The sequence below is a fragment of the Neptunomonas concharum genome, assembly GCF_008630635.1.
Taxonomy (GTDB): domain Bacteria; phylum Pseudomonadota; class Gammaproteobacteria; order Pseudomonadales; family Balneatricaceae; genus Neptunomonas; species Neptunomonas concharum.
In genome coordinates this window covers 1,346,371-1,372,501 of the sequence record NZ_CP043869.1, presented here as the reverse complement: position 1 = coordinate 1,372,501, position 26,131 = coordinate 1,346,371, and the positions used below count along the sequence as shown (strand labels likewise).

The following is a 26,131-nucleotide window of genomic DNA, read 5'->3' as shown; positions in this document are numbered from 1 at the left end:
AGGAAAACCCTATCTTTGCGAGTTTCCCTCTACTAACATCTGCCGTACACGCCATCCAGACAACAACATAGAAGCCAAACTGCCATATAAATTAATTAGAACGAGAGATGTCGGTTTATCAATCTTGGGGATAGCTGCTTGATCTGTAATGACACTGATACCCTCAGCCGTTAGATTATCGATCGCACTCATTGCTTCACTGCAACCCGCAACCAAAGCTTTTACGACCAAATAATGCTGCTTACCTGGGGATAGCAACAGAGAACGCTCAGTCAACGAGACCAAAGGCGTTAAGTCATGCTGCCGTGGGTCAGGCACAACCTTTAGCTCTCTGAGGATTTGATGGCAAAGTTTTTCAAGTAAAACTTTCATCTGCTCTGAAGCCACAGGTGGATTCATCTCCAACATTTCATTTGCCTTAAGCCAATGTTTAAGTAGAGTAGGTTCGTCGATAAATTGATTCTGAGACAGTAAAGCTTGAGACGGCTGAGAGGAGTCAGGAGAAAGTTTTGCCAAAAAAGGGGAGAATTCAGAGTCAATAAACGCTTTCCTATCCTCATGGGAGGCGTAGTTGTACTTCATCATTTGCCATAGATCTGACAAATCAGGGTGCTTCTCAAGAACGCTAGGTATAATACGGGACGTATCCTTATGTCCCATAAAGTAATGGCGCAGCTTATGGTAATCTGCCTCATTTACACTCCTGCCCGTCACATGAGCAATAAGTAAATTACGCAAATAAACCGCCCGCTGATGTAGCTTACTGCTATTGTCGCTCATATTCCCTCATGAGTTATTGTTCGTCGCTTACGCACTATTTATATGTAGATATCAAGCAATCCTAGCAATGAAACACGTACACTCAACAGTCTATAACAGAAAGCTGTTTTTATCAGCAAAGCAATACTATCAGACCGATAAAATATCAATCATTTCAGGCCCTTCATTAATATTTGCCTCGGTTTTGGGACCTACTCCATGTGCAAAACCTAACTCAAGGGACTTAAAGTCAAATAGCTGTGTATCGGCAAGATGAGAAGGCACAACATGTTGCAAAGAACGAAACATAGTTTCAATACGCCCGGGATGGTGTTTATCCCATTGCTGAAGCATCTCTTTAATAACTTGTCGCTGCAAATTATCCTGAGAACCACAAAGATTACACGGAATAATAGGAAATTCTTTAAGCTCGGCATACTCTGCTATATCTTTTTCTCTAGCGTAAGCGAGCGGGCGAATAACCATATTTTTACCGTCATCTGACACTAACTTTGGCGGCATCGATTTTAGCTTTCCGCCATAAAACATGTTTAGGAAGAACGTTTCTAAAATATCATCACGATGGTGACCTAACGCTATTTTATTTGCCCCGATCTCTTCTGCAAACCCGTACAATGTACCTCGACGAAGGCGAGAACAAAGCGCACACGTCGTCTTACCCTCTGGTACTACCGACTTCACGACTGAGTATGTATCACGCTCCACGATGTGAAAAGGCACATCTATAGAAGCAAGATACTCGGGTAGTACATGCTCAGGAAAGCCCGGTTGTTTTTGGTCAAGATTAACCGCGACAAGCTCAAAAGAGATGGGTGCACTACGCTGAAGATTCATTAGAATATCCAGCATCGCATAGGAGTCTTTCCCCCCTGAAAGGCAAACCATCACTTTATCGCCATCTTCAATCATATTGAAGTTTTCAATTGCCTGGCCCATCTCGCGACGAAGACGTTTCTGCAATTTATTTAAGCGCGTTTTATTTCTCTTTTCTAGAGCATTATCTTGTTCAAGATTCGTTGTCATTGGATGCACGAGCAAATGTGTTAAAGCGCGGGATTATACCGAAATCTATTCCTAAGCCCCAGTTTTTCCATAAAAGAAAAGCCCCGAAAAATCGGGGCTTTAATTAGAGCTTCTCGCTAAGTGTTAAGCATGATTAATCAACAATCAGCTGGTTGTTATCCAGCAACTCTTGAATAATTTCCGCATCAGTTCTAACACCGGCGCCCAAATCAACATTCTGAAGCAGAATAGTTTGATCAGGTCCTCCAGTACCAGAGCTGCTGACCTCAATCAACGTATCAGAACCTTGCTGTGAGAAGCTTAAGTAGTTCGTTAACGTATTTAGATCATGGCTTTCACCCTGCAACAAATCACTGAGATCCAGAACATCACGCTCATCGCCGACATTTTGGTAAACCGCAAAGTCAGTAACGGTATCAGACCCTGTATCACCTTGGAGCCACTGGAAGACATCATCGCCATCACCACCGGTTAGAATGTCATTGCCACCAATCCCTATCAAGAAGTCCGCATTACTCGTTCCAGTTAAAGTGTCATTACCGGATGTAGCGCCAGCAACCACTGTAGCACCAGCAATCAAAATGGTTACAGATGACGTTGCAGTATCACCATCATTATCCGTTACCGTGTAACTGAAACTCTCGGTGATAACTTCATCAGGCGCTAATGAGTCTTTAGTCGCTCGATTCACAGTGAAGTCATAACTACCATCGGAATTAACGGCCATCGTGCCATAGCTACTGCTGGTTGATCCCCAAACAACTGTATCAATACCATCAGCACCCGATTTGGATGTTACATTGCCCGATATACTTGGTAATGGATCCGTAGAAACGATTTCCGCATACAGAGTAAAGGTATTCGCTGCGTTCTCGTCCGTAAATATTTGTGTCACAGGAGTGTCACCAGGGTTTGCAGAGAAGCCTCGAATTACAACTTCATAGTCTTGCCCATCAACCGTAAACGACTGACTAGATCCAGAAATCGTAATGATATCTCGTGGATCAGCTCCATTATTTGGTGTTTCGTTATGGTCTAGGTTAATTAGCATATTAAGCGGATTATCAACACCATTCACATTAACAGTAAAGTTAACGCTTAATACCGTAGTATCCAAACTTGGTGCAAAAACCGGGAAGTTATTATGGGTAAATTGACCTACTTCAAATATTGAATTCGTCGTTACCAACTCACCTGTTTTAAGCCCTGTGTCATCAACAAAGACATAACCAGAACGACCAGCAGAAGACGCTGCTGTACCCCACTCAAGTTGATCAGTAAGCGCATCTCCATCATTTAACTCAATATTAGTTATTGAAGTTGATGTACCATCACTAGCAACTGAGTTAATAAAGCCTGCCTGCAAGCCTGTGACGCTGATCGTATCGATCGGCACGTGGACTGTTTGTACCAAACCTCCTGTCGTTGGAGAGTCATCTTCGATAACGACTGTCAGGTTAGTTGAAGAGCTATTGGTACCATCACTGACGATAACAGGTACTTCAACTACTTCAGTATCTTCTTGGGTCGGATCGGTATGATCAATCTGCCTTAAAAGATCCACATCATAGTTACCGTTATTATCAATAGTTACCCTGATCACATCACCTTGAGAAGTGCTACCTACCAATGTTTGGCTATCTGTCAATGCCCACGTGACAGCCTCGCCACCTGAGGACAAATTAGCACTTGGGCCTGTAGGAAGATCCAAGGTATAGCTTAATACACCACCGTCCGCATCCGTCGCAGAAATTGTTCCACTAGCAGATGCCGAGTCTGTTTGGTCAACTGAACCCACTCCATCTGGAATCCCCTGATCAAAGAAGCCAAGCGCAATATCAAATCCTTCTTCAGATACGTGAGCTTCGCCCGGTGTAACAATAATCGGCGTTGTATCATTATCAATGATGCCGGTGGTTTGAGAGTCTGTCCCTACAACAACATTCTCAAAACCTCCACCAACAACAGCTGGCAGGCTAATGGAGACATTGTAGTCCTCTGTTCCTTCGTCGAAGAAATCATCCTGTGTGTTCACATCGAAGGTTCCAGTAGAACTACCCGCTGCTACTGTAACAGTAGTGTCATAGGAAGAGATGTCACCCGTCACCGTATCAATATGAGTAAGAGTAACGTTCAGCGTCATATCCGTAACCGCTTCTTCCGTCAACGTTACTGTGTAAGTTGCAACATCACCTTCAGGGACAGAAGTTGGCCCCGTCAAATTAACAGTTACTGTATCTTCTGGCCCTGGGGTTGGCTCATCAATAATATTGCTGAGCACGTTATTAGCAGAAGGATCTGCCGAAATCGCCTCAAAGTTACCGTCTGTAATGGTGCCTAAGGTAATTGTGAAGCTTTCACTACCCTCGGCAAACACGTCATCCAGTGTCTGGATATTGAAGTCAACGCTATTACTACCTGCAGGGATGGTAACACTTGCTACACCTGTAAAGTCTGTACCATCAATTGCAACACCAGAATAGGTTAGAGCCACAGTGATCGGTGTTGTAACCTCACTTGCTGGCCTATTGACGCTCACGGTATAAACTGCAGAAAGCTCGCTTTCCACAATCGTTTGATCGCCGGTAATAGATACTAAGGCAGCGTCCTCTGAACCAACAGGCTCATCAAGAATAGTACCCAAGCCCACATTATCTATGATCGTAGCGTTCGTTGGGTTACTTAACACTAGATCCAGTGTCTCTGCACCTTCTGCAATGAAATCATCTGTTACAGGTACTGTAACAGTTAAGCTAGTGACTCCCGGCGCAAAGGTCAGAGTGTCAGATACAGCCGTATAATCCAGACCCGCCGTTGCGGTGCCATCCTGAGTCGCATAATCCACCGTAACCGGTGAGGTACTTGGATTACTCAGGGTGACCGTAAAGGTCATGCTACCGTCATCTTCATTAACGGTAACGTCGTTGACGCTGATGCCAACAACATCGTTATCCGTAATTGTCGTATCAACACTATTGTTAACACTATCCGGTTCGATCGCTTCAAAGTTAGTGTCGGTAATCGCACCTAGCGTGATCGTAAAGACTTCAGAGCCTTCAGCCAGATTGTCATCTAAGGTATCAATTGTGAAATCGACACTGTTGCTGCCCGCAGGAATTGTTACATTAGCAACCCCTGTAAAGTCAGTACCATCAATCGCTACGCCGCTATATACAAGCGCTACCGTTATTGGCGTGGTTACATCCGATGCCGCTTGGTCAACGCTGACGGTATAAACCGTTGAAGTATTACCTTCGATGATAGTTTGATCGCCAACAATGGAGACAAGTGCTGTATCTTCAGGCCCTGGTACAGGCTCATCCGTAATCACCGTCGTCACCTGACTTACGCCCAGCACCGTGTTCTCGAACCCACCGCCCGTGACATTCGTCATCGTTACCGTGTAGCTCTCTGTCGCTTCCGCTAAGTTGTCGTCTGTCGTCGTAACTGTGAAGCTGACCGTTTGCTGGCCCGCCGGGATCGTTACCGTCGTCAGCAACGGTACATAGTCGCCATCTTCTGTCGTGACATGGCCCGTTTGGACACTCACCACCATATCCGTTAACGGTATACGGTCTACGCTAACTGTGTAGGTCGCTACATTACCTTCGATTACACTGTTATCTCCCGCAAGGCTGATCGTTGCCGTGTCTTCGGAGGTCGGTGAGCTTTCGTCGTTGATCGTGGTCGTGACACTCGCAGCCGCGGGGTTCACCGCCGCTGCTTCAAAGCCGCCGCTGCTTGGGTTACTGATCGTCACCGCAAAGTCTTCCGCACCTTCAGCATACGCATCGTCCACCGTTTCGACCGTGAACGGTACGCTGGTGCTGCCCGCCGGGATCGTTACCTGCGTGGTCGCCGCTACGATGTCCCCTGTCTCTGCACTGAGGTAGCTGTAGGTGATGTCGACCGTCATGTCGACCAGTGGCGCTTCACTCACAGTGACAACATACGCCGCGGGCGCTTCACCTTCTTCTACCGAGGTGTCACCACTGATCGATACCAGAACCGTGTCTTCTGGTCCTGGGGTCGGTTCGTCGGTGATGGTACCGATACCTTGACCATCGGCGATCTGGGCATCTCCTGACGTTACCGCCGTTAGGTTCAGCTGGAAGGTCTCGGCCGTTTCATCAATGTTGTCATCCAGGATCGGCACCGTGATGGTGGTCGTGGTCTGACCCGCTGTGATTGTGCCGGTTCCACTTACCGCCGTGTAGTCGTCGCCCGCCAACGCACTGCCATTATCAGCAGAGGCGTAGCTGAAGCTTACATCGCCACTGGAGGCGGTGCTGAGGGTGACGGTGAAGGTCATCGTGCCTGCCGATTCATCGACGGTGACGTCGTTGATCGTCAGCGATGGCGTGCCTTCGTCATCGATGATCGTGGTCGTTACCGGGGTGGTATCTACACTGAGGTTTTCGAAGTTACCGCCCGTGAACGTGCCGGTTAGGGCGACGCTGTAGTTCTCGTTGCCTTCGGCTAAGGTGTCTTGGTTGTTGCTCACCGTGAAGTCAACCGTGCTCGCACCAGCCGGTACATTAACCGTGATGGTCGTCGGTATCAGGTCGCCATCGTCTGTGGTGATATGGCCGGTGACCACGTCAACCGTCATGTCGGTTTCAGCCGGGTTGCTCAGGGTTAGGGTGTAGGTCGCATCGCCACCTTCTGCCACCGTGGTCGCGCCGCTGAGGCTCAACGTGGTGAGGTCACTGTCATCACTGAGTACCGTAGTGGCTGTGTCAGTAGTGTCTAAGTTCTCGTAGTTGCCACCGGTCGTGCTGCTGATGCCCACAACAATATCGCTATCCGGGTCGACATAGACGTCATCCGGTGCTGTTACGTCTACACTGCCGGTCGTACCGCCCACCGGGATAGTGATGGTCGCGCCGTTGTCCAGCGTGATCACCAGTGGGGTGTCTTCTGGGGCATTGTCTACTGTCGCGGTGTACGTGATGGTGCCGCCCTCTTCAACCGCAGGCGTCGCTTCCAACGTCACCGTGGTGGTGTCGCTGTCGTCGCTTAGCACGGTTGTCGTGGTATCACTGGTATCCAGGGCTTCGTATTCACCGCCCGTCGCACTGGTAATACCCACAACAATGTCGGTATCTGGGTCTACATAGACATCATCCGGTGCGGTCACATCAACGCTGCCAGTGGTCGCACCGACAGGGATCGTAATGATGGCGCCATTGTCCAGTGTCACCACTAAGGGGCTGCCAACCGGTGCATTGTCAACGTCAACCGTGTAGGTGATCGTGCCACCTTCTTGGACGCTCGGCGTTGAAGTAAGCGTCAGAGTACTGGTCTCCGGTGAAGTGCTGCTATCGTCTAGGATGGTTCCTTGGCCTTGCGCGTCACTCACCACCACACCACTGCTGATGTTGGTCAGGTTGATCAGGAAGGTCTCTGGGTTTTCCAGATACACGTCGTCGGTGATCGGTACGTCGATCGTGACTTGTGTGCTGCCTGCCGGGATCGTTGCACTGCCGCTGACCGCGGTGTAGTCACTGCCGGCTAACGCACTGCCGTTATCCGCTGTCGCGTAGTCGAAGGTGACATCCGCCGTCGTCGGTACGCTTAAGCTTACCGTGAAGGTCAGGATACCCGCATCTTCGTTAACGGTGACGTCGTTCACGCTGATTGATAGCACTTCATCATCGGTGATGGTGGTAGTCACGGCACCGGTATTCACATTGATGGTTTCAAAACCACCGCCGCTGGTCACGCCAGTTAGCGCTACGCTGTAGTCTTCATCACCTTCTGAGAGGTTGTCGTCATTGTTACTCACCGTGAAGTCGTGGCTGGTGACCCCCGCCGGCACCGTTACGGTGAACGTCGTCGGTACCAGGTCGCCATCTTCGGTGGTGATATGGCCGGTGACCACTTCGATGTCCATTGGCGTTGCCGTCGGCTGATCGAAGTGGATGGTGTACGTCGCTGTACCCCCTTCGGCAACATCGCTGGCCCCTGTCAGGGTGATATTGATCACTTCCGCATCCGGCTCAACACCCGGGTTGGTTGGGCTGTTGTCATTGATGGTGGTCGTCACCGGTGTGGTGTCGATATTTACCGCTTCAAAACCGCCGCCACCGAAGGAGCCGGTTAAGGTAACGGTGTAGTCTTCGGCGCCTTCTGCATAGGCGTCATCGGTATTTGTCACATCCAGTGTCGCGGTGGTTGTACCTGCCGCGATCGTCACTTGCTGTGTCACCGGCACCAAGTCGCCATTATCGGTGGTGACATGGCCGGTCACAACATCAACCACCATATCGGTGATCGCTGCTGCACTTAAGGTGACGGTGTACGTCGCTGTCGCGCCTTCGGCAACCGTCGCTGGGCCACTTAAAGTGACATTGATGGTATCCGCTGGGCCTGGGGTTGGTTCATCTTGGATGATACCTAAGCCCACATCATCTGTGATCGTAGCGTTCGTTGGGTTACTTAACACCAGATCCAGTGTCTCGCCACCTTCGGCAATGAAGTCATCCGCCACAGGAATCGTGACCGTCAGGCTCGTCACACCTGGTGCAAAGGTCAGGGTGTCAGAAACGGCCGTATAATCCAGACCCGCCGTTGCGGTGCCATCCTGAGTCGCATAATCCACCGTAACCGGCAAGGTGCTTGGATTACTCAGGGTGACCGTGAAGGTCATGCTACCGTCATCTTCATTAACGGTAACGTCGTTAACACTGATGCCAACCGTATCATTGTCTTCGATCGTCGTGGTAACGCTGTTCTGTGTGGTGGAGATGCGAACATCTTCCAAGCCACCATTCTGGATGGTATTGATAGAGACGGTGAAGTCTTCATCACCTTCTACTACGTTATCATCGAGCGTATCGATCGCAAAGGTCGCTGTCGTTTGACCTGCTGGGATCGTCACAGATCCCACGGCCACGTAGTCGTTACCATCCGCATCGGTAGTCGTGTAGCTAAAGGTGACTTCCAAGTCGGTTTCTGGCGCTTGCGTAATGCTCACAGAGTAGTCTGTAGTGGTCGAGCCTTCTACAACATTTAACGGGCCGACTAAACGCACGATGGCTGTATCAGCATCCGGATCCGTCGGTACCGGCTCGTCACTGATGGTCGTCGTGACGCTGTTCTCGGTGGTTGAAGCACGTACATCTTCTAAGCCACCGTTCGTTAAGGTGTCAATGCTGACCGTGAAGTCTTCATCACCTTCGGCAATGTTGTCATCGATGGTGTTAATCGTGAAAGTCGTGCTGGTCGTACCGGCTAAGATCGTCACGGAACCCACTTGATCGTAGTCTGTGCCATCGGCATCCGTTACGGTATAGCTAAACGTCACCACCAGGTCTTCCGTCGGTGCTTCGGTGATGCTCACGGTGTAGTCCGTGGTCACTTCGCCTTCCACAACACTGCCTGGGCCAACCAGGCTCACGATCGCGGTGTCTGCATCCGGATCCGTTGGTACGGTTTCATCGGTAATGGTGGTCGTGACGCTGTTCTCGGTCGTGGAGATGCGCACATCTTCCAGACCGCCGTTACCGACGCTGGCGATGGAGACGGTGAAGTCTTCACTGCCTTCGGCCAAGTTGTCGTCAATCGTGCTGATCGGGAAGGTCGCGCTGGTCTGACCCGCTAGGATCGTCACAGATCCCACGGCCACGTAGTCGTTACCATCCGCATCCGTGGTGGTGTAATCAAACGTCACCACTAGGTCTTCCGTCGGTGCTTCGGTGATGCTCACGGTGTAGTCCGTGGTCACTTCGCCTTCCACAACACTGCCCGGGCCAACCAGGCTCACGATCGCGGTGTCTGCATCCGGATCCGTTGGTACGGTTTCATCGGTAATGGTGGTCGTGACGCTGTTCTCGGTCGTGGAGATGCGCACATCTTCCAGACCGCCGTTACCGACGCTGGCGATGGAGACGGTGAAGTCTTCACTGCCTTCGGCCAAGTTGTCGTCAATCGTGCTGATCGGGAAGGTCGCGCTGGTCTGACCCGCTAGGATCGTCACAGATCCCACGGCCACGTAGTCGTTACCATCCGCATCCGTGGTGGTGTAATCAAACGTCACCACTAGGTCTTCCGTCGGTGCTTCGGTGATGCTCACGGTGTAGTCCGTGGTCACTTCGCCTTCCACAACACTGCCCGGGCCGACTAGGCTCACGATCGCGGTGTCTGCATCCGGATCCGTTGGTACAGGCTCATCCGTAATCACCGTCGTCACCTGACTTACGCCCAGCACCGTGTTCTCGAACCCACCGCCCGTGACATTCGTCATCGTTACCGTGTAGCTCTCTGTCGCTTCCGCTAAGTTGTCGTCTGTCGTCGTAACTGTGAAGCTGACCGTTTGCTGGCCCGCCGGGATCGTTACCGTCGTCAGCAACGGTACATAGTCGCCATCTTCTGTCGTGACATGGCCCGTTTGGACACTCACCACCATATCCGTTAACGGTATACGGTCTACGCTAACTGTGTAGGTCGCTACATTACCTTCGATTACACTGTTATCTCCCGCAAGGCTGATCGTTGCCGTGTCTTCGGAGGTCGGTGAGCTTTCGTCGTTGATCGTGGTCGTGACACTCGCAGCCGCGGGGTTCACCGCCGCTGCTTCAAAGCCGCCGCTGCTTGGGTTACTGATCGTCACCGCAAAGTCTTCCGCACCTTCAGCATACGCATCGTCCACCGTTTCGACCGTGAACGGTACGCTGGTGCTGCCCGCCGGGATCGTTACCTGCGTGGTCGCCGCTACGATGTCCCCTGTCTCTGCACTGAGGTAGCTGTAGGTGATGTCGACCGTCATGTCGACCAGTGGCGCTTCACTCACAGTGACAACATACGCCGCGGGCGCTTCACCTTCTTCTACCGAGGTGTCACCACTGATCGATACCAGAACCGTGTCTTCTGGTCCTGGGGTCGGTTCGTCGGTGATGGTACCGATACCTTGACCATCGGCGATCTGGGCATCTCCTGACGTTACCGCCGTTAGGTTCAGCTGGAAGGTCTCGGCCGTTTCATCAATGTTGTCATCCAGGATCGGCACCGTGATGGTGGTCGTGGTCTGACCCGCTGTGATTGTGCCGGTTCCACTTACCGCCGTGTAGTCGTCGCCCGCCAACGCACTGCCATTATCAGCAGAGGCGTAGCTGAAGCTTACATCGCCACTGGAGGCGGTGCTGAGGGTGACGGTGAAGGTCATCGTGCCTGCCGATTCATCGACGGTGACGTCGTTGATCGTCAGCGATGGCGTGCCTTCGTCATCGATGATCGTGGTCGTTACCGGGGTGGTATCTACACTGAGGTTTTCGAAGTTACCGCCCGTGAACGTGCCGGTTAGGGCGACGCTGTAGTTCTCGTTGCCTTCGGCTAAGGTGTCTTGGTTGTTGCTCACCGTGAAGTCAACCGTGCTCGCACCAGCCGGTACATTAACCGTGATGGTCGTCGGTATCAGGTCGCCATCGTCTGTGGTGATATGGCCGGTGACCACGTCAACCGTCATGTCGGTTTCAGCCGGGTTGCTCAGGGTTAGGGTGTAGGTCGCATCGCCACCTTCTGCCACCGTGGTCGCGCCGCTGAGGCTCAACGTGGTGAGGTCACTGTCATCACTGAGTACCGTAGTGGCTGTGTCAGTAGTGTCTAAGTTCTCGTAGTTGCCACCGGTCGTGCTGCTGATGCCCACAACAATATCGCTATCCGGGTCGACATAGACGTCATCCGGTGCTGTTACGTCTACACTGCCGGTCGTACCGCCCACCGGGATAGTGATGGTCGCGCCGTTGTCCAGCGTGATCACCAGTGGGGTGTCTTCTGGGGCATTGTCTACTGTCGCGGTGTACGTGATGGTGCCGCCCTCTTCAACCGCAGGCGTCGCTTCCAACGTCACCGTGGTGGTGTCGCTGTCGTCGCTTAGCACGGTTGTCGTGGTATCACTGGTATCCAGGGCTTCGTATTCACCGCCCGTCGCACTGGTAATACCCACAACAATGTCGGTATCTGGGTCTACATAGACATCATCCGGTGCGGTCACATCAACGCTGCCAGTGGTCGCACCGACAGGGATCGTAATGATGGCGCCATTGTCCAGTGTCACCACTAAGGGGCTGCCAACCGGTGCATTGTCAACGTCAACCGTGTAGGTGATCGTGCCACCTTCTTGGACGCTCGGCGTTGAAGTAAGCGTCAGAGTACTGGTCTCCGGTGAAGTGCTGCTATCGTCTAGGATGGTTCCTTGGCCTTGCGCGTCACTCACCACCACACCACTGCTGATGTTGGTCAGGTTGATCAGGAAGGTCTCTGGGTTTTCCAGATACACGTCGTCGGTGATCGGTACGTCGATCGTGACTTGTGTGCTGCCTGCCGGGATCGTTGCACTGCCGCTGACCGCGGTGTAGTCACTGCCGGCTAACGCACTGCCGTTATCCGCTGTCGCGTAGTCGAAGGTGACATCCGCCGTCGTCGGTACGCTTAAGCTTACCGTGAAGGTCAGGATACCCGCATCTTCGTTAACGGTGACGTCGTTCACGCTGATTGATAGCACTTCATCATCGGTGATGGTGGTAGTCACGGCACCGGTATTCACATTGATGGTTTCAAAACCACCGCCGCTGGTCACGCCAGTTAGCGCTACGCTGTAGTCTTCATCACCTTCTGAGAGGTTGTCGTCATTGTTACTCACCGTGAAGTCGTGGCTGGTGACCCCCGCCGGCACCGTTACGGTGAACGTCGTCGGTACCAGGTCGCCATCTTCGGTGGTGATATGGCCGGTGACCACTTCGATGTCCATTGGCGTTGCCGTCGGCTGATCGAAGTGGATGGTGTACGTCGCTGTACCCCCTTCGGCAACATCGCTGGCCCCTGTCAGGGTGATATTGATCACTTCCGCATCCGGCTCAACACCCGGGTTGGTTGGGCTGTTGTCATTGATGGTGGTCGTCACCGGTGTGGTGTCGATATTTACCGCTTCAAAACCGCCGCCACCGAAGGAGCCGGTTAAGGTAACGGTGTAGTCTTCGGCGCCTTCTGCATAGGCGTCATCGGTATTTGTCACATCCAGTGTCGCGGTGGTTGTACCTGCCGCGATCGTCACTTGCTGTGTCACCGGCACCAAGTCGCCATTATCGGTGGTGACATGGCCGGTCACAACATCAACCACCATATCGGTGATCGCTGCTGCACTTAAGGTGACGGTGTACGTCGCTGTCGCGCCTTCGGCAACCGTCGCTGGGCCACTTAAAGTGACATTGATGGTATCCGCTGGGCCTGGGGTTGGTTCATCTTGGATGATACCTAAGCCCACATCATCTGTGATCGTAGCGTTCGTTGGGTTACTTAACACCAGATCCAGTGTCTCGCCACCTTCGGCAATGAAGTCATCCGCCACAGGAATCGTGACCGTCAGGCTCGTCACACCTGGTGCAAAGGTCAGGGTGTCAGAAACGGCCGTATAATCCAGACCCGCCGTTGCGGTGCCATCCTGAGTCGCATAATCCACCGTAACCGGCAAGGTGCTTGGATTACTCAGGGTGACCGTGAAGGTCATGCTACCGTCATCTTCATTAACGGTAACGTCGTTAACACTGATGCCAACCGTATCATTGTCTTCGATCGTCGTGGTAACGCTGTTCTGTGTGGTGGAGATGCGAACATCTTCCAAGCCACCATTCTGGATGGTATTGATAGAGACGGTGAAGTCTTCATCACCTTCTACTACGTTATCATCGAGCGTATCGATCGCAAAGGTCGCTGTCGTTTGACCTGCTGGGATCGTCACAGATCCCACGGCCACGTAGTCGTTACCATCCGCATCGGTAGTCGTGTAGCTAAAGGTGACTTCCAAGTCGGTTTCTGGCGCTTGCGTAATGCTCACAGAGTAGTCTGTAGTGGTCGAGCCTTCTACAACATTTAACGGGCCGACTAAACGCACGATGGCTGTATCAGCATCCGGATCCGTCGGTACCGGCTCGTCACTGATGGTCGTCGTGACGCTGTTCTCGGTGGTTGAAGCACGTACATCTTCTAAGCCACCGTTCGTTAAGGTGTCAATGCTGACCGTGAAGTCTTCATCACCTTCGGCAATGTTGTCATCGATGGTGTTAATCGTGAAAGTCGTGCTGGTCGTACCGGCTAAGATCGTCACGGAACCCACTTGATCGTAGTCTGTGCCATCGGCATCCGTTACGGTATAGCTAAACGTCACCACCAGGTCTTCCGTCGGTGCTTCGGTGATGCTCACGGTGTAGTCCGTGGTCACTTCGCCTTCCACAACACTGCCTGGGCCAACCAGGCTCACGATCGCGGTGTCTGCATCCGGATCCGTTGGTACGGTTTCATCGGTAATGGTGGTCGTGACGCTGTTCTCGGTCGTGGAGATGCGCACATCTTCCAGACCGCCGTTACCGACGCTGGCGATGGAGACGGTGAAGTCTTCACTGCCTTCGGCCAAGTTGTCGTCAATCGTGCTGATCGGGAAGGTCGCGCTGGTCTGACCCGCTAGGATCGTCACAGATCCCACGGCCACGTAGTCGTTACCATCCGCATCCGTGGTGGTGTAATCAAACGTCACCACTAGGTCTTCCGTCGGTGCTTCGGTGATGCTCACGGTGTAGTCCGTGGTCACTTCGCCTTCCACAACACTGCCCGGGCCAACCAGGCTCACGATCGCGGTGTCTGCATCCGGATCCGTTGGTACGGTTTCATCGGTAATGGTGGTCGTGACGCTGTTCTCGGTCGTGGAGATGCGCACATCTTCCAGACCGCCGTTACCGACGCTGGCGATGGAGACGGTGAAGTCTTCACTGCCTTCGGCCAAGTTGTCGTCAATCGTGCTGATCGGGAAGGTCGCGCTGGTCTGACCCGCTAGGATCGTCACAGATCCCACGGCCACGTAGTCGTTACCATCCGCATCCGTGGTGGTGTAATCAAACGTCACCACTAGGTCTTCCGTCGGTGCTTCGGTGATGCTCACGGTGTAGTCCGTGGTCACTTCGCCTTCCACAACACTGCCCGGGCCGACTAGGCTCACGATCGCGGTGTCTGCATCCGGATCCGTTGGTACAGGCTCATCCGTAATCACCGTCGTCACCTGACTTACGCCCAGCACCGTGTTCTCGAACCCACCGCCCGTGACATTCGTCATCGTTACCGTGTAGCTCTCTGTCGCTTCCGCTAAGTTGTCGTCTGTCGTCGTAACTGTGAAGCTGACCGTTTGCTGGCCCGCCGGGATCGTTACCGTCGTCAGCAACGGTACATAGTCGCCATCTTCTGTCGTGACATGGCCCGTTTGGACACTCACCACCATATCCGTTAACGGTATACGGTCTACGCTAACTGTGTAGGTCGCTACATTACCTTCGATTACACTGTTATCTCCCGCAAGGCTGATCGTTGCCGTGTCTTCGGAGGTCGGTGAGCTTTCGTCGTTGATCGTGGTCGTGACACTCGCAGCCGCGGGGTTCACCGCCGCTGCTTCAAAGCCGCCGCTGCTTGGGTTACTGATCGTCACCGCAAAGTCTTCCGCACCTTCAGCATACGCATCGTCCACCGTTTCGACCGTGAACGGTACGCTGGTGCTGCCCGCCGGGATCGTTACCTGCGTGGTCGCCGCTACGATGTCCCCTGTCTCTGCACTGAGGTAGCTGTAGGTGATGTCGACCGTCATGTCGACCAGTGGCGCTTCACTCACAGTGACAACATACGCCGCGGGCGCTTCACCTTCTTCTACCGAGGTGTCACCACTGATCGATACCAGAACCGTGTCTTCTGGTCCTGGGGTCGGTTCGTCGGTGATGGTACCGATACCTTGACCATCGGCGATCTGGGCATCTCCTGACGTTACCGCCGTTAGGTTCAGCTGGAAGGTCTCGGCCGTTTCATCAATGTTGTCATCCAGGATCGGCACCGTGATGGTGGTCGTGGTCTGACCCGCTGTGATTGTGCCGGTTCCACTTACCGCCGTGTAGTCGTCGCCCGCCAACGCACTGCCATTATCAGCAGAGGCGTAGCTGAAGCTTACATCGCCACTGGAGGCGGTGCTGAGGGTGACGGTGAAGGTCATCGTGCCTGCCGATTCATCGACGGTGACGTCGTTGATCGTCAGCGATGGCGTGCCTTCGTCATCGATGATCGTGGTCGTTACCGGGGTGGTATCTACACTGAGGTTTTCGAAGTTACCGCCCGTGAACGTGCCGGTTAGGGCGACGCTGTAGTTCTCGTTGCCTTCGGCTAAGGTGTCTTGGTTGTTGCTCACCGTGAAGTCAACCGTGCTCGCACCAGCCGGTACATTAACCGTGATGGTCGTCGGTATCAGGTCGCCATCGTCTGTGGTGATATGGCCGGTGACCACGTCAACCGTCATGTCGGTTTCAGCCGGGTTGCTCAGGGTTAGGGTGTAGGTCGCATCGCCACCTTCTGCCACCGTGGTCGCGCCGCTGAGGCTCAACGTGGTGAGGTCACTGTCATCACTGAGTACCGTAGTGGCTGTGTCAGTAGTGTCTAAGTTCTCGTAGTTGCCACCGGTCGTGCTGCTGATGCCCACAACAATATCGCTATCCGGGTCGACATAGACGTCATCCGGTGCTGTTACGTCTACACTGCCGGTCGTACCGCCCACCGGGATAGTGATGGTCGCGCCGTTGTCCAGCGTGATCACCAGTGGGGTGTCTTCTGGGGCATTGTCTACTGTCGCGGTGTACGTGATGGTGCCGCCCTCTTCAACCGCAGGCGTCGCTTCCAACGTCACCGTGGTGGTGTCGCTGTCGTCGCTTAGCACGGTTGTCGTGGTATCACTGGTATCCAGGGCTTCGTATTCACCGCCCGTCGCACTGGTAATACCCACAACAATGTCGGTATCTGGGTCTACATAGACATCATCCGGTGCGGTCACATCAACGCTGCCAGTGGTCGCACCGACAGGGATCGTAATGATGGCGCCATTGTCCAGTGTCACCACTAAGGGGCTGCCAACCGGTGCATTGTCAACGTCAACCGTGTAGGTGATCGTGCCACCTTCTTGGACGCTCGGCGTTGAAGTAAGCGTCAGAGTACTGGTCTCCGGTGAAGTGCTGCTATCGTCTAGGATGGTTCCTTGGCCTTGCGCGTCACTCACCACCACACCACTGCTGATGTTGGTCAGGTTGATCAGGAAGGTCTCTGGGTTTTCCAGATACACGTCGTCGGTGATCGGTACGTCGATCGTGACTTGTGTGCTGCCTGCCGGGATCGTTGCACTGCCGCTGACCGCGGTGTAGTCACTGCCGGCTAACGCACTGCCGTTATCCGCTGTCGCGTAGTCGAAGGTGACATCCGCCGTCGTCGGTACGCTTAAGCTTACCGTGAAGGTCAGGATACCCGCATCTTCGTTAACGGTGACGTCGTTCACGCTGATTGATAGCACTTCATCATCGGTGATGGTGGTAGTCACGGCACCGGTATTCACATTGATGGTTTCAAAACCACCGCCGCTGGTCACGCCAGTTAGCGCTACGCTGTAGTCTTCATCACCTTCTGAGAGGTTGTCGTCATTGTTACTCACCGTGAAGTCGTGGCTGGTGACCCCCGCCGGCACCGTTACGGTGAACGTCGTCGGTACCAGGTCGCCATCTTCGGTGGTGATATGGCCGGTGACCACTTCGATGTCCATTGGCGTTGCCGTCGGCTGATCGAAGTGGATGGTGTACGTCGCTGTACCCCCTTCGGCAACATCGCTGGCCCCTGTCAGGGTGATATTGATCACTTCCGCATCCGGCTCAACACCCGGGTTGGTTGGGCTGTTGTCATTGATGGTGGTCGTCACCGGTGTGGTGTCGATATTTACCGCTTCAAAACCGCCGCCACCGAAGGAGCCGGTTAAGGTAACGGTGTAGTCTTCGGCGCCTTCTGCATAGGCGTCATCGGTATTTGTCACATCCAGTGTCGCGGTGGTTGTACCTGCCGCGATCGTCACTTGCTGTGTCACCGGCACCAAGTCGCCATTATCGGTGGTGACATGGCCGGTCACAACATCAACCACCATATCGGTGATCGCTGCTGCACTTAAGGTGACGGTGTACGTCGCTGTCGCGCCTTCGGCAACCGTCGCTGGGCCACTTAAAGTGACATTGATGGTATCCGCTGGGCCTGGGGTTGGTTCATCTTGGATGATACCTAAGCCCACATCATCTGTGATCGTAGCGTTCGTTGGGTTACTTAACACCAGATCCAGTGTCTCGCCACCTTCGGCAATGAAGTCATCCGCCACAGGAATCGTGACCGTCAGGCTCGTCACACCTGGTGCAAAGGTCAGGGTGTCAGAAACGGCCGTATAATCCAGACCCGCCGTTGCGGTGCCATCCTGAGTCGCATAATCCACCGTAACCGGCAAGGTGCTTGGATTACTCAGGGTGACCGTGAAGGTCATGCTACCGTCATCTTCATTAACGGTAACGTCGTTAACACTGATGCCAACCGTATCATTGTCTTCGATCGTCGTGGTAACGCTGTTCTGTGTGGTGGAGATGCGAACATCTTCCAAGCCACCATTCTGGATGGTATTGATAGAGACGGTGAAGTCTTCATCACCTTCTACTACGTTATCATCGAGCGTATCGATCGCAAAGGTCGCTGTCGTTTGACCTGCTGGGATCGTCACAGATCCCACGGCCACGTAGTCGTTACCATCCGCATCGGTAGTCGTGTAGCTAAAGGTGACTTCCAAGTCGGTTTCTGGCGCTTGCGTAATGCTCACAGAGTAGTCTGTAGTGGTCGAGCCTTCTACAACATTTAACGGGCCGACTAAACGCACGATGGCTGTATCAGCATCCGGATCCGTCGGTACCGGCTCGTCACTGATGGTCGTCGTGACGCTGTTCTCGGTGGTTGAAGCACGTACATCTTCTAAGCCACCGTTCGTTAAGGTGTCAATGCTGACCGTGAAGTCTTCATCACCTTCGGCAATGTTGTCATCGATGGTGTTAATCGTGAAAGTCGTGCTGGTCGTACCGGCTAAGATCGTCACGGAACCCACTTGATCGTAGTCTGTGCCATCGGCATCCGTTACGGTATAGCTAAACGTCACCACCAGGTCTTCCGTCGGTGCTTCGGTGATGCTCACGGTGTAGTCCGTGGTCACTTCGCCTTCCACAACACTGCCTGGGCCAACCAGGCTCACGATCGCGGTGTCTGCATCCGGATCCGTTGGTACGGTTTCATCGGTAATGGTGGTCGTGACGCTGTTCTCGGTCGTGGAGATGCGCACATCTTCCAGACCGCCGTTACCGACGCTGGCGATGGAGACGGTGAAGTCTTCACTGCCTTCGGCCAAGTTGTCGTCAATCGTGCTGATCGGGAAGGTCGCGCTGGTCTGACCCGCTAGGATCGTCACAGATCCCACGGCCACGTAGTCGTTACCATCCGCATCCGTGGTGGTGTAATCAAACGTCACCACTAGGTCTTCCGTCGGTGCTTCGGTGATGCTCACGGTGTAGTCCGTGGTCACTTCGCCTTCCACAACACTGCCCGGGCCAACCAGGCTCACGATCGCGGTGTCTGCATCCGGATCCGTTGGTACGGTTTCATCGGTAATGGTGGTCGTGACGCTGTTCTCGGTCGTGGAGATGCGCACATCTTCCAGACCGCCGTTGCCGACGCTGGCGATGGAGACGGTGAAGTCTTCACTGCCTTCGGCCAAGTTGTCGTCAATCGTGCTGATCGGGAAGGTCGCGCTGGTCTGACCCGCTAGGATCGTCACAGATCCCACGGCCACGTAGTCGTTACCATCCGCATCCGTGGTGGTGTAATCAAACGTCACCACTAGGTCTTCCGTCGGTGCTTCGGTGATGCTCACGGTGTAGTCCGTGGTCACTTCGCCTTCCACAACACTACCTGGGCCAACCAGGCTCACGATCGCGGTGTCTGCATCCGGATCCGTTGGTACGGTTTCATCGGTAATGGTGGTCGTGACGCTGTTCTCGGTCGTGGAGATGCGCACATCTTCCAGACCGCCGTTGCCGACGCTGGCGATGGAGACGGTGAAGTCTTCACTGCCTTCGGCCAAGTTGTCGTCAATCGTGCTGATCGGGAAGGTCGCGCTGGTCTGACCCGCTAGGATCGTCACAGATCCCACGGCCACGTAGTCGTTACCATCCGCATCCGTGGTGGTGTAATCAAACGTCACCACTAAGTCTTCCGTCGGTGCTTCGGTGATGCTCACGGTGTAGTCCGTGGTCACTTCGCCTTCCACAACACTGCCCGGGCCAACCAGGCTCACGATCGCGGTGTCTGCATCCGGATCCGTTGGTACGGTTTCATCGGTAATGGTGGTCGTGACGCTGTTCTCGGTCGTGGAGATGCGCACATCTTCCAGACCGCCGTTACCGACGCTGGCGATGGAGACGGTGAAGTCTTCACTGCCTTCGGCCAAGTTGTCGTCAATCGTGCTGATCGGGAAGGTCGCGCTGGTCTGACCCGCTAGGATCGTCACAGATCCCACGGCCACGTAGTCGTTACCATCCGCATCCGTGGTGGTGTAATCAAACGTCACCACTAAGTCTTCCGTCGGTGCTTCGGTGATGCTCACGGTGTAGTCCGTGGTCACTTCGCCTTCCACAACACTGCCCGGGCCGACTAGGCTCACGATCGCGGTGTCTGCATCCGGATCCGTTGGTACGGTTTCATCGGTAATGGTGGTCGTGACGCTGTTCTCGGTCGTGGAGATGCGCACATCTTCCAGACCGCCGTTGCCGACGCTGGCGATGGAGACGGTGAAGTCTTCACTGCCTTCGGCCAAGTTGTCGTCAATCGTGCTGATCGGGAAGGTCGCGCTGGTCTGACCCGCTAGGATCGTCACAGATCCCACGGCCACGTAGTCGTTACCATCCGCATCCGTGGTGGTGTAATCAAACGTCACCACTAGGTCTTCCGTCGGTGCTTCGGTGATGCTCACGGTGTAGTCCGTGGTCACTTCGCCTTCCACAACACTGCCCGGGCCGACTAGGCTCACGATCGCGGTGTCTGCATCCGGATCCGTTGGTACAGGCTCATCCGTAATCACCGTCGTCACCTGACTTACACCCAGCACCGTGTTCTCGAACCCACCGCCCGTGACATTCGTCATCGTTACCGTGTAGCTCTCTGTCGCTTCCGCTAAGTTGTCGTCTGTCGTCGTAACTGTGAAGCTGACCGTTTGCTGGCCCGCCGGGATCGTTACCGTCGTCAGCAACGGTACATAGTCGCCATCTTCTGTCGTGACATGGCCCGTTTGGACACTCACCACCATATCCGTTAACGGTATACGGTCTACGCTAACTGTGTAGGTCGCTACATTACCTTCGATTACACTGTTATCTCCCGCAAGGCTGATCGTTGCCGTGTCTTCGGAGGTCGGTGAGCTTTCGTCGTTGATCGTGGTCGTGACACTCGCAGCCGCGGGGTTCACCGCCGCTGCTTCAAAGCCGCCGCTGCTTGGGTTGCTGATCGTCACCGCAAAGTCTTCCGCGCCTTCAGCATACGCATCATCCACCGTTGCTACCGTAAACGGTACGCTGGTGCTGCCCGCTGGGATCGTTACCTGCGTGGTCGCCGCTACGATGTCACCTGTCTCTGCACTGAGGTAGCTGTAGGTGATGTCGACCGTCATGTCGACCAGTGGCGCTTCGCTCACAGTAATTACATACGCCGCGGGCGCTTCACCTTCTTCTACCGAGGTGTCGCCACTGATCGATACCAGAACCGTGTCTTCTGGTCCTGGGGTCGGTTCGTCGGTGATGGTACCGATACCTTGACCATCGGCGATCTGGGCATCTCCTGACGTTACCGCCGTTAGGTTCAGCTGGAAGGTCTCGGCCGTTTCATCAATGTTGTCATCCAGGATCGGCACCGTGATGGTGGTCGTGGTCTGACCCGCTGTGATTGTGCCGGTTCCACTTACCGCCGTGTAGTCGTCGCCCGCCAACGCACTGCCATTATCAGCAGAGGCGTAGCTGAAGCTTACATCGCCACTGGAGGCGGTGCTGAGGGTGACGGTGAAGGTCATCGTGCCTGCCGATTCATCGACGGTGACGTCGTTGATCGTCAGCGATGGCGTGCCTTCGTCATCGATGATCGTGGTCGTTACCGGGGTGGTATCTACACTGAGGTTTTCGAAGTTACCGCCCGTGAACGTGCCGGTTAGGGCGACGCTGTAGTTCTCGTTGCCTTCGGCTAAGGTGTCTTGGTTGTTGCTCACCGTGAAGTCAACCGTGCTCGCACCAGCCGGTACATTAACCGTGATGGTCGTCGGTATCAGGTCGCCATCGTCTGTGGTGATATGGCCGGTGACCACGTCAACCGTCATGTCGGTTTCAGCCGGGTTGCTCAGGGTTAGGGTGTAGGTCGCATCGCCACCTTCTGCCACCGTGGTCGCGCCGCTGAGGCTCAACGTGGTGAGGTCGCTGTCATCACTGAGTACCGTGGTTGCAGTATCGGTGATATCTACGTTCTCGTAGTTGCCACCGGTCGTGCTGCTGATGCCCACAACAATATCGCTATCCGGGTCGACATAGACGTCATCCGGTGCTGTTACGTCTACACTGCCGGTCGTACCGCCCACCGGGATGGTGATGGTCGCGCCGTTGTCCAGCGTGATCACCAGTGGGGTGTCTTCTGGGGCATTGTCTACTGTCGCGGTGTACGTGATGGTGCCGCCCTCTTCAACCGCAGGCGTCGCTTCCAACGTCACCGTGGTGGTGTCGCTGTCGTCGCTTAGCACGGTTGTCGTAGTATCACTGGTATCCAGGGCTTCGTATTCACCGCCCGTCGCACTGGTAATACCCACAACAATATCGGTATCCGGGTCTACATAGACATCATCCGGTGCGGTCACATCAACGCTGCCAGTGGTCGCACCGACAGGGATCGTAATGATGGCGCCATTATCCAGTGTCACCACTAAGGGGCTGCCAACCGGTGCATTGTCAACGTCAACCGTGTAGGTGATCGTGCCACCTTCTTGGACGCTCGGTGTTGAGGTGAGCGTTAGGGTGCTGGTCTCCGGTGAAGTGCTGCTATCGTCTAGGATGGCTCCTTGGCCTTGCGCATCGCTCACCACCACACCACTGCTGATGTTGGTCAGGTTGATCAGGAAGGTCTCTGGGTTTTCCAGATACACGTCGTCGGTGATCGGTACGTCGATCGTGACTTGCGTGCTGCCTGCCGGGATCGTTGCACTGCCGCTGACCGCTGTGTAGTCACTGCCGGCTAACGCACTGCCGTTATCCGCTGTCGCGTAGTCGAAGGTGACATCCGCCGTCGTCGGTACGCTTAAGCTTACCGTGAAGGTCAGGATACCCGCATCTTCGTTAACGGTGACGTCGTTCACACGAATCGACAAGGTTTCATCATCAACTATTGTTGATGATGCAGGTGTTGTATCCACATTAACAGTTTCAAAACCACCGCCGCTGGTCACACCAGTCAGCGCTACGCTGTAGTCTTCATCACCTTCTTCCAAGTTATCATCGTTATTACTCACCGTGAAGTCGTGGCTGGTGACCCCCGCCGGTACCGTTACGGTGAACGTCGTCGGTACCAGGTCGCCATCTTCGGTGGTGATATGGCCGGTGACTACTTCGATGTCCATTGGCGTTGCCGTCGGCTGATCGAAGTGGATGGTGTATGTCGCTGTTCCCCCTTCGGCAACATCGCTGTCCCCTGTCAGGGTGATGTTGATCACTTCAGCATCCGGCTCAACACCCGGATTGGTTGGGCTGTTGTCATTGATGGTGGTCGTCACCGGTGTGGTGTCGATATTCACCGCTTCAAAACCGCCGCCACCGAAGGAGCCGGTTAAGGTAACGGTGTAGTCTTCAGCACCTTCAGCATAGGCATCATCGATGTTGGTAACATCCAGTGTTGCCGTGGTTGTACCTGCCGCGATCGTCACTTGCTGTGTCACTGGCACCAAGTCGCCATTATCGGTGGTGACATGGCCGGTCACAACATCAACCACCATGTCGGTGATCGCTGCTGCACTTAAGGTGACGGTGTACGTCGCTGTCGCGCCTTCGGCAACCGTCGCTGGGCCACTTAAGGTGACATTGATGGTATCCGCTGGGCCTGGGGTTGGTTCATCTTGGATGATACCTAAGCCTACATCATCTGTGATCGTAGCGTTCGTTGGGTTACTTAACACCAGATCCAGTGTCTCGCCCCCTTCGGCAATGAAGTCATCCGCCACGGGGATCGTGACCGTCAGGCTCGTCACACCTGGTGCAAAGGTCAGGGTACCGGATACCGCACCATAGTCAAACCCTGCCGTTGCAGTGCCATCTTGGGTTGCATAATCCACCGTAACCGGTGAGGTGCTTGGATTACTCAGGGTGACCGTGAAGGTCATGCTACCGGCATCTTCATTAACGGTAACATCGTTAACTGAAATCTGAACACCACTGCTTTCAACGATACTGCTGCTAACGCTCTCAGCAGACGGGTCTGCCTCAATGTTTTCAAAGTTAGTGTCGTTGATAGACCCAATAGTAATAATGAGGCTTTCACTACCCTCCACTAACGAGTCAGCAAGCGTATCAACAGTAAAATCAATACTATTACTTCCAGCTGGAATAGTTACTTCGGCCACACCTGTAAAGTCCGTACCATCGACTGCCACTCCAGTATAAACAAGCGATACCGTAATTGGTGAAGTAACATCGCCTGCAGGCTGATTAACACTGACAGTAAAAGGAGCCGACGTATCACCTTCCGTAATAGACTGGGCACCGGTGATAGAAACTAAAGCTGTATCTTCAGGTCCAGAAACTGTTTCATCAACAATACTAGTCGTTACTTCACCGGCTGAGCCTGAAACTGAGAGGTCCACTGATCCGCCGCCAACAACATTTTGAATAGCAACAGTGAAATCCTCACTACCTTCGGCAATTGCGTCATCTATGGTATCAATTGTGAACGTAACACTGGTTTGGCCGGCTGGAATAACAACTGAGTTAACCGCGACATAATCATTACCATCAGCATCGGTTGTCGTATAGCTGAAGTTAACAATGACGGGGGCTGTAGGAGGCTCACTGATCGTTACGGTGTAATCTGTTGTTGTCTCGCCTTCGATTACACTTCCCGGACCTGTAATACTCACAACCGCTGTAGTTGGTGTTGGAGGCGGCGCAACAGGCTCAACAATTACGGTTTCTACTTGAGGAGTGTCTATAGCGATATTTTCAAAGCCACCACCAGTAATAGACGACACAGTAACAGAGAAGGTTTCATTACCCTCCACTTCGTCATCTAGATTGGTATTAACTGTAAAGTCTACTGATGTAGACCCAGCTGGAATAGTAACAGTGGTAAATACGGGGACATAATCACCATCATCTGTCGTAATGTTGCCAGTTTGCACAGTAGCAGTGACATCAGTTTCTGGGGCAATATCCACACTTAAGGTATAGGAAGCAACGCCTCCCTCTTCAACTTGAGCATCGCCCGTCAAAGTAAAGTTAGCGGTATCTTCTTCACTTGCATCAGCTTCATCCAAGATGGTACCAACAGCTTCTCCATCTTCCACAATAACGTTGTCTGAAACGTTTGTGATAGTCATCAAGAAAGATTCAGGATCTTCTGCAAATGCGTCATCAATAATTGGAATAGTTAAAGTAACAGACGTAGCGCCTGCTGGAATTGTAGCCTCACCGAATACCGAATCATAATCTGAACCGGACAACGCGCTATTATTAGAGGACTGGTAATTAAAGGTAACGTCACCGGTAGCAGGAGATGACAGCGTGATGGTCATCGTCATCACACCAGCATCCTCATCTACTGTTACATCTGCTATACGAAGAAGCGGCCTTACCGCCGATTCATCTTCACTTAGGAAGACTGTTTCATTTTGCGTAGCATTTAGGCCAATGGTTTCATAACCTGCTTCAGGGTCAGCCTCTGCAGCAGTTCTAGATATCATTTCAAAGCTACTGCCTTCATTACCATCTGCCCCTCCAGCAGCCGCCGCATTACCAGCAGCGGTCGCTTCAGTAACCTGCGTCGGGTCTACGCCAGCAAGGATGGCTTGCTGTATTGCATCCACAGAAGCAATATCATCCGTTGCTACAGCATCTTCAACTGGATAATCCTTAACCTCGGTGTAGGTCTCAGCACCAACAAACCAACTTTGCCCGCCAGACAGGCTGACGAGGTTCCCATTGGCCATTGTAATGCCTACTTGAGCGTCAGGTCCGGTTTTAATGACTTCATCAGCAAAGACCTCATCACCTAACATCAATAAACGCTGTGTTCCGTCCGCTTGAATAGCATAAACCATGCCTGACAAAAAACTAACCGTACCGACGACCGCTGACATAGAAGCACCTCAAAAAAATTTTACCTAGTTACCGTCTATTTAAAC

Annotated in this window: 3 protein-coding genes; all 3 read right to left on the bottom strand. The window is 53.5% G+C overall.

The features are described from left to right. Nucleotides 1-9 precede the first annotated feature (9 nt). The 3 genes from F0U83_RS06315 to F0U83_RS17220 all read right to left on the bottom strand — a co-directional run bounded on the left by F0U83_RS06315 (nt 10) and on the right by F0U83_RS17220 (nt 26,086). Nucleotides 10-780: a hypothetical protein gene (locus F0U83_RS06315; RefSeq protein WP_138988530.1), complete on the bottom strand. Its 771-nt coding sequence runs from the start codon at nt 778-780 to the stop codon at nt 10-12. A 129-nt stretch (nt 781-909) separates the two neighbouring features. Continuing rightward, nucleotides 910-1,803 carry a tRNA 2-thiocytidine(32) synthetase TtcA gene (gene ttcA / locus F0U83_RS06310; protein ID WP_138988531.1) on the bottom strand — a complete coding sequence of 298 codons (894 nt, stop codon included), beginning with the start codon at nt 1,801-1,803 and terminating at the stop codon, nt 910-912. A gap of 133 nt (nt 1,804-1,936) precedes the next feature. Then, a complete protein-coding gene (locus F0U83_RS17220) occupies nt 1,937-26,086 on the bottom strand; it encodes an immunoglobulin-like domain-containing protein (RefSeq protein ID WP_150036800.1) in 24,150 nt (8,049 codons plus the stop codon). Nucleotides 26,087-26,131: the final 45 nt, after the last annotated feature.

Coding starts and splice junctions, on each gene's coding strand:
- F0U83_RS06315 (WP_138988530.1), bottom strand. CDS start 780: ATGAGCGACAATAGCAGTAAGCTACATCAGCGGGCGGTTTATTTGCGT.
- ttcA (WP_138988531.1), bottom strand. CDS start 1,803: ATGACAACGAATCTTGAACAAGATAATGCTCTAGAAAAGAGAAATAAA.
- F0U83_RS17220 (WP_150036800.1), bottom strand. CDS start 26,086: ATGTCAGCGGTCGTCGGTACGGTTAGTTTTTTGTCAGGCATGGTTTAT.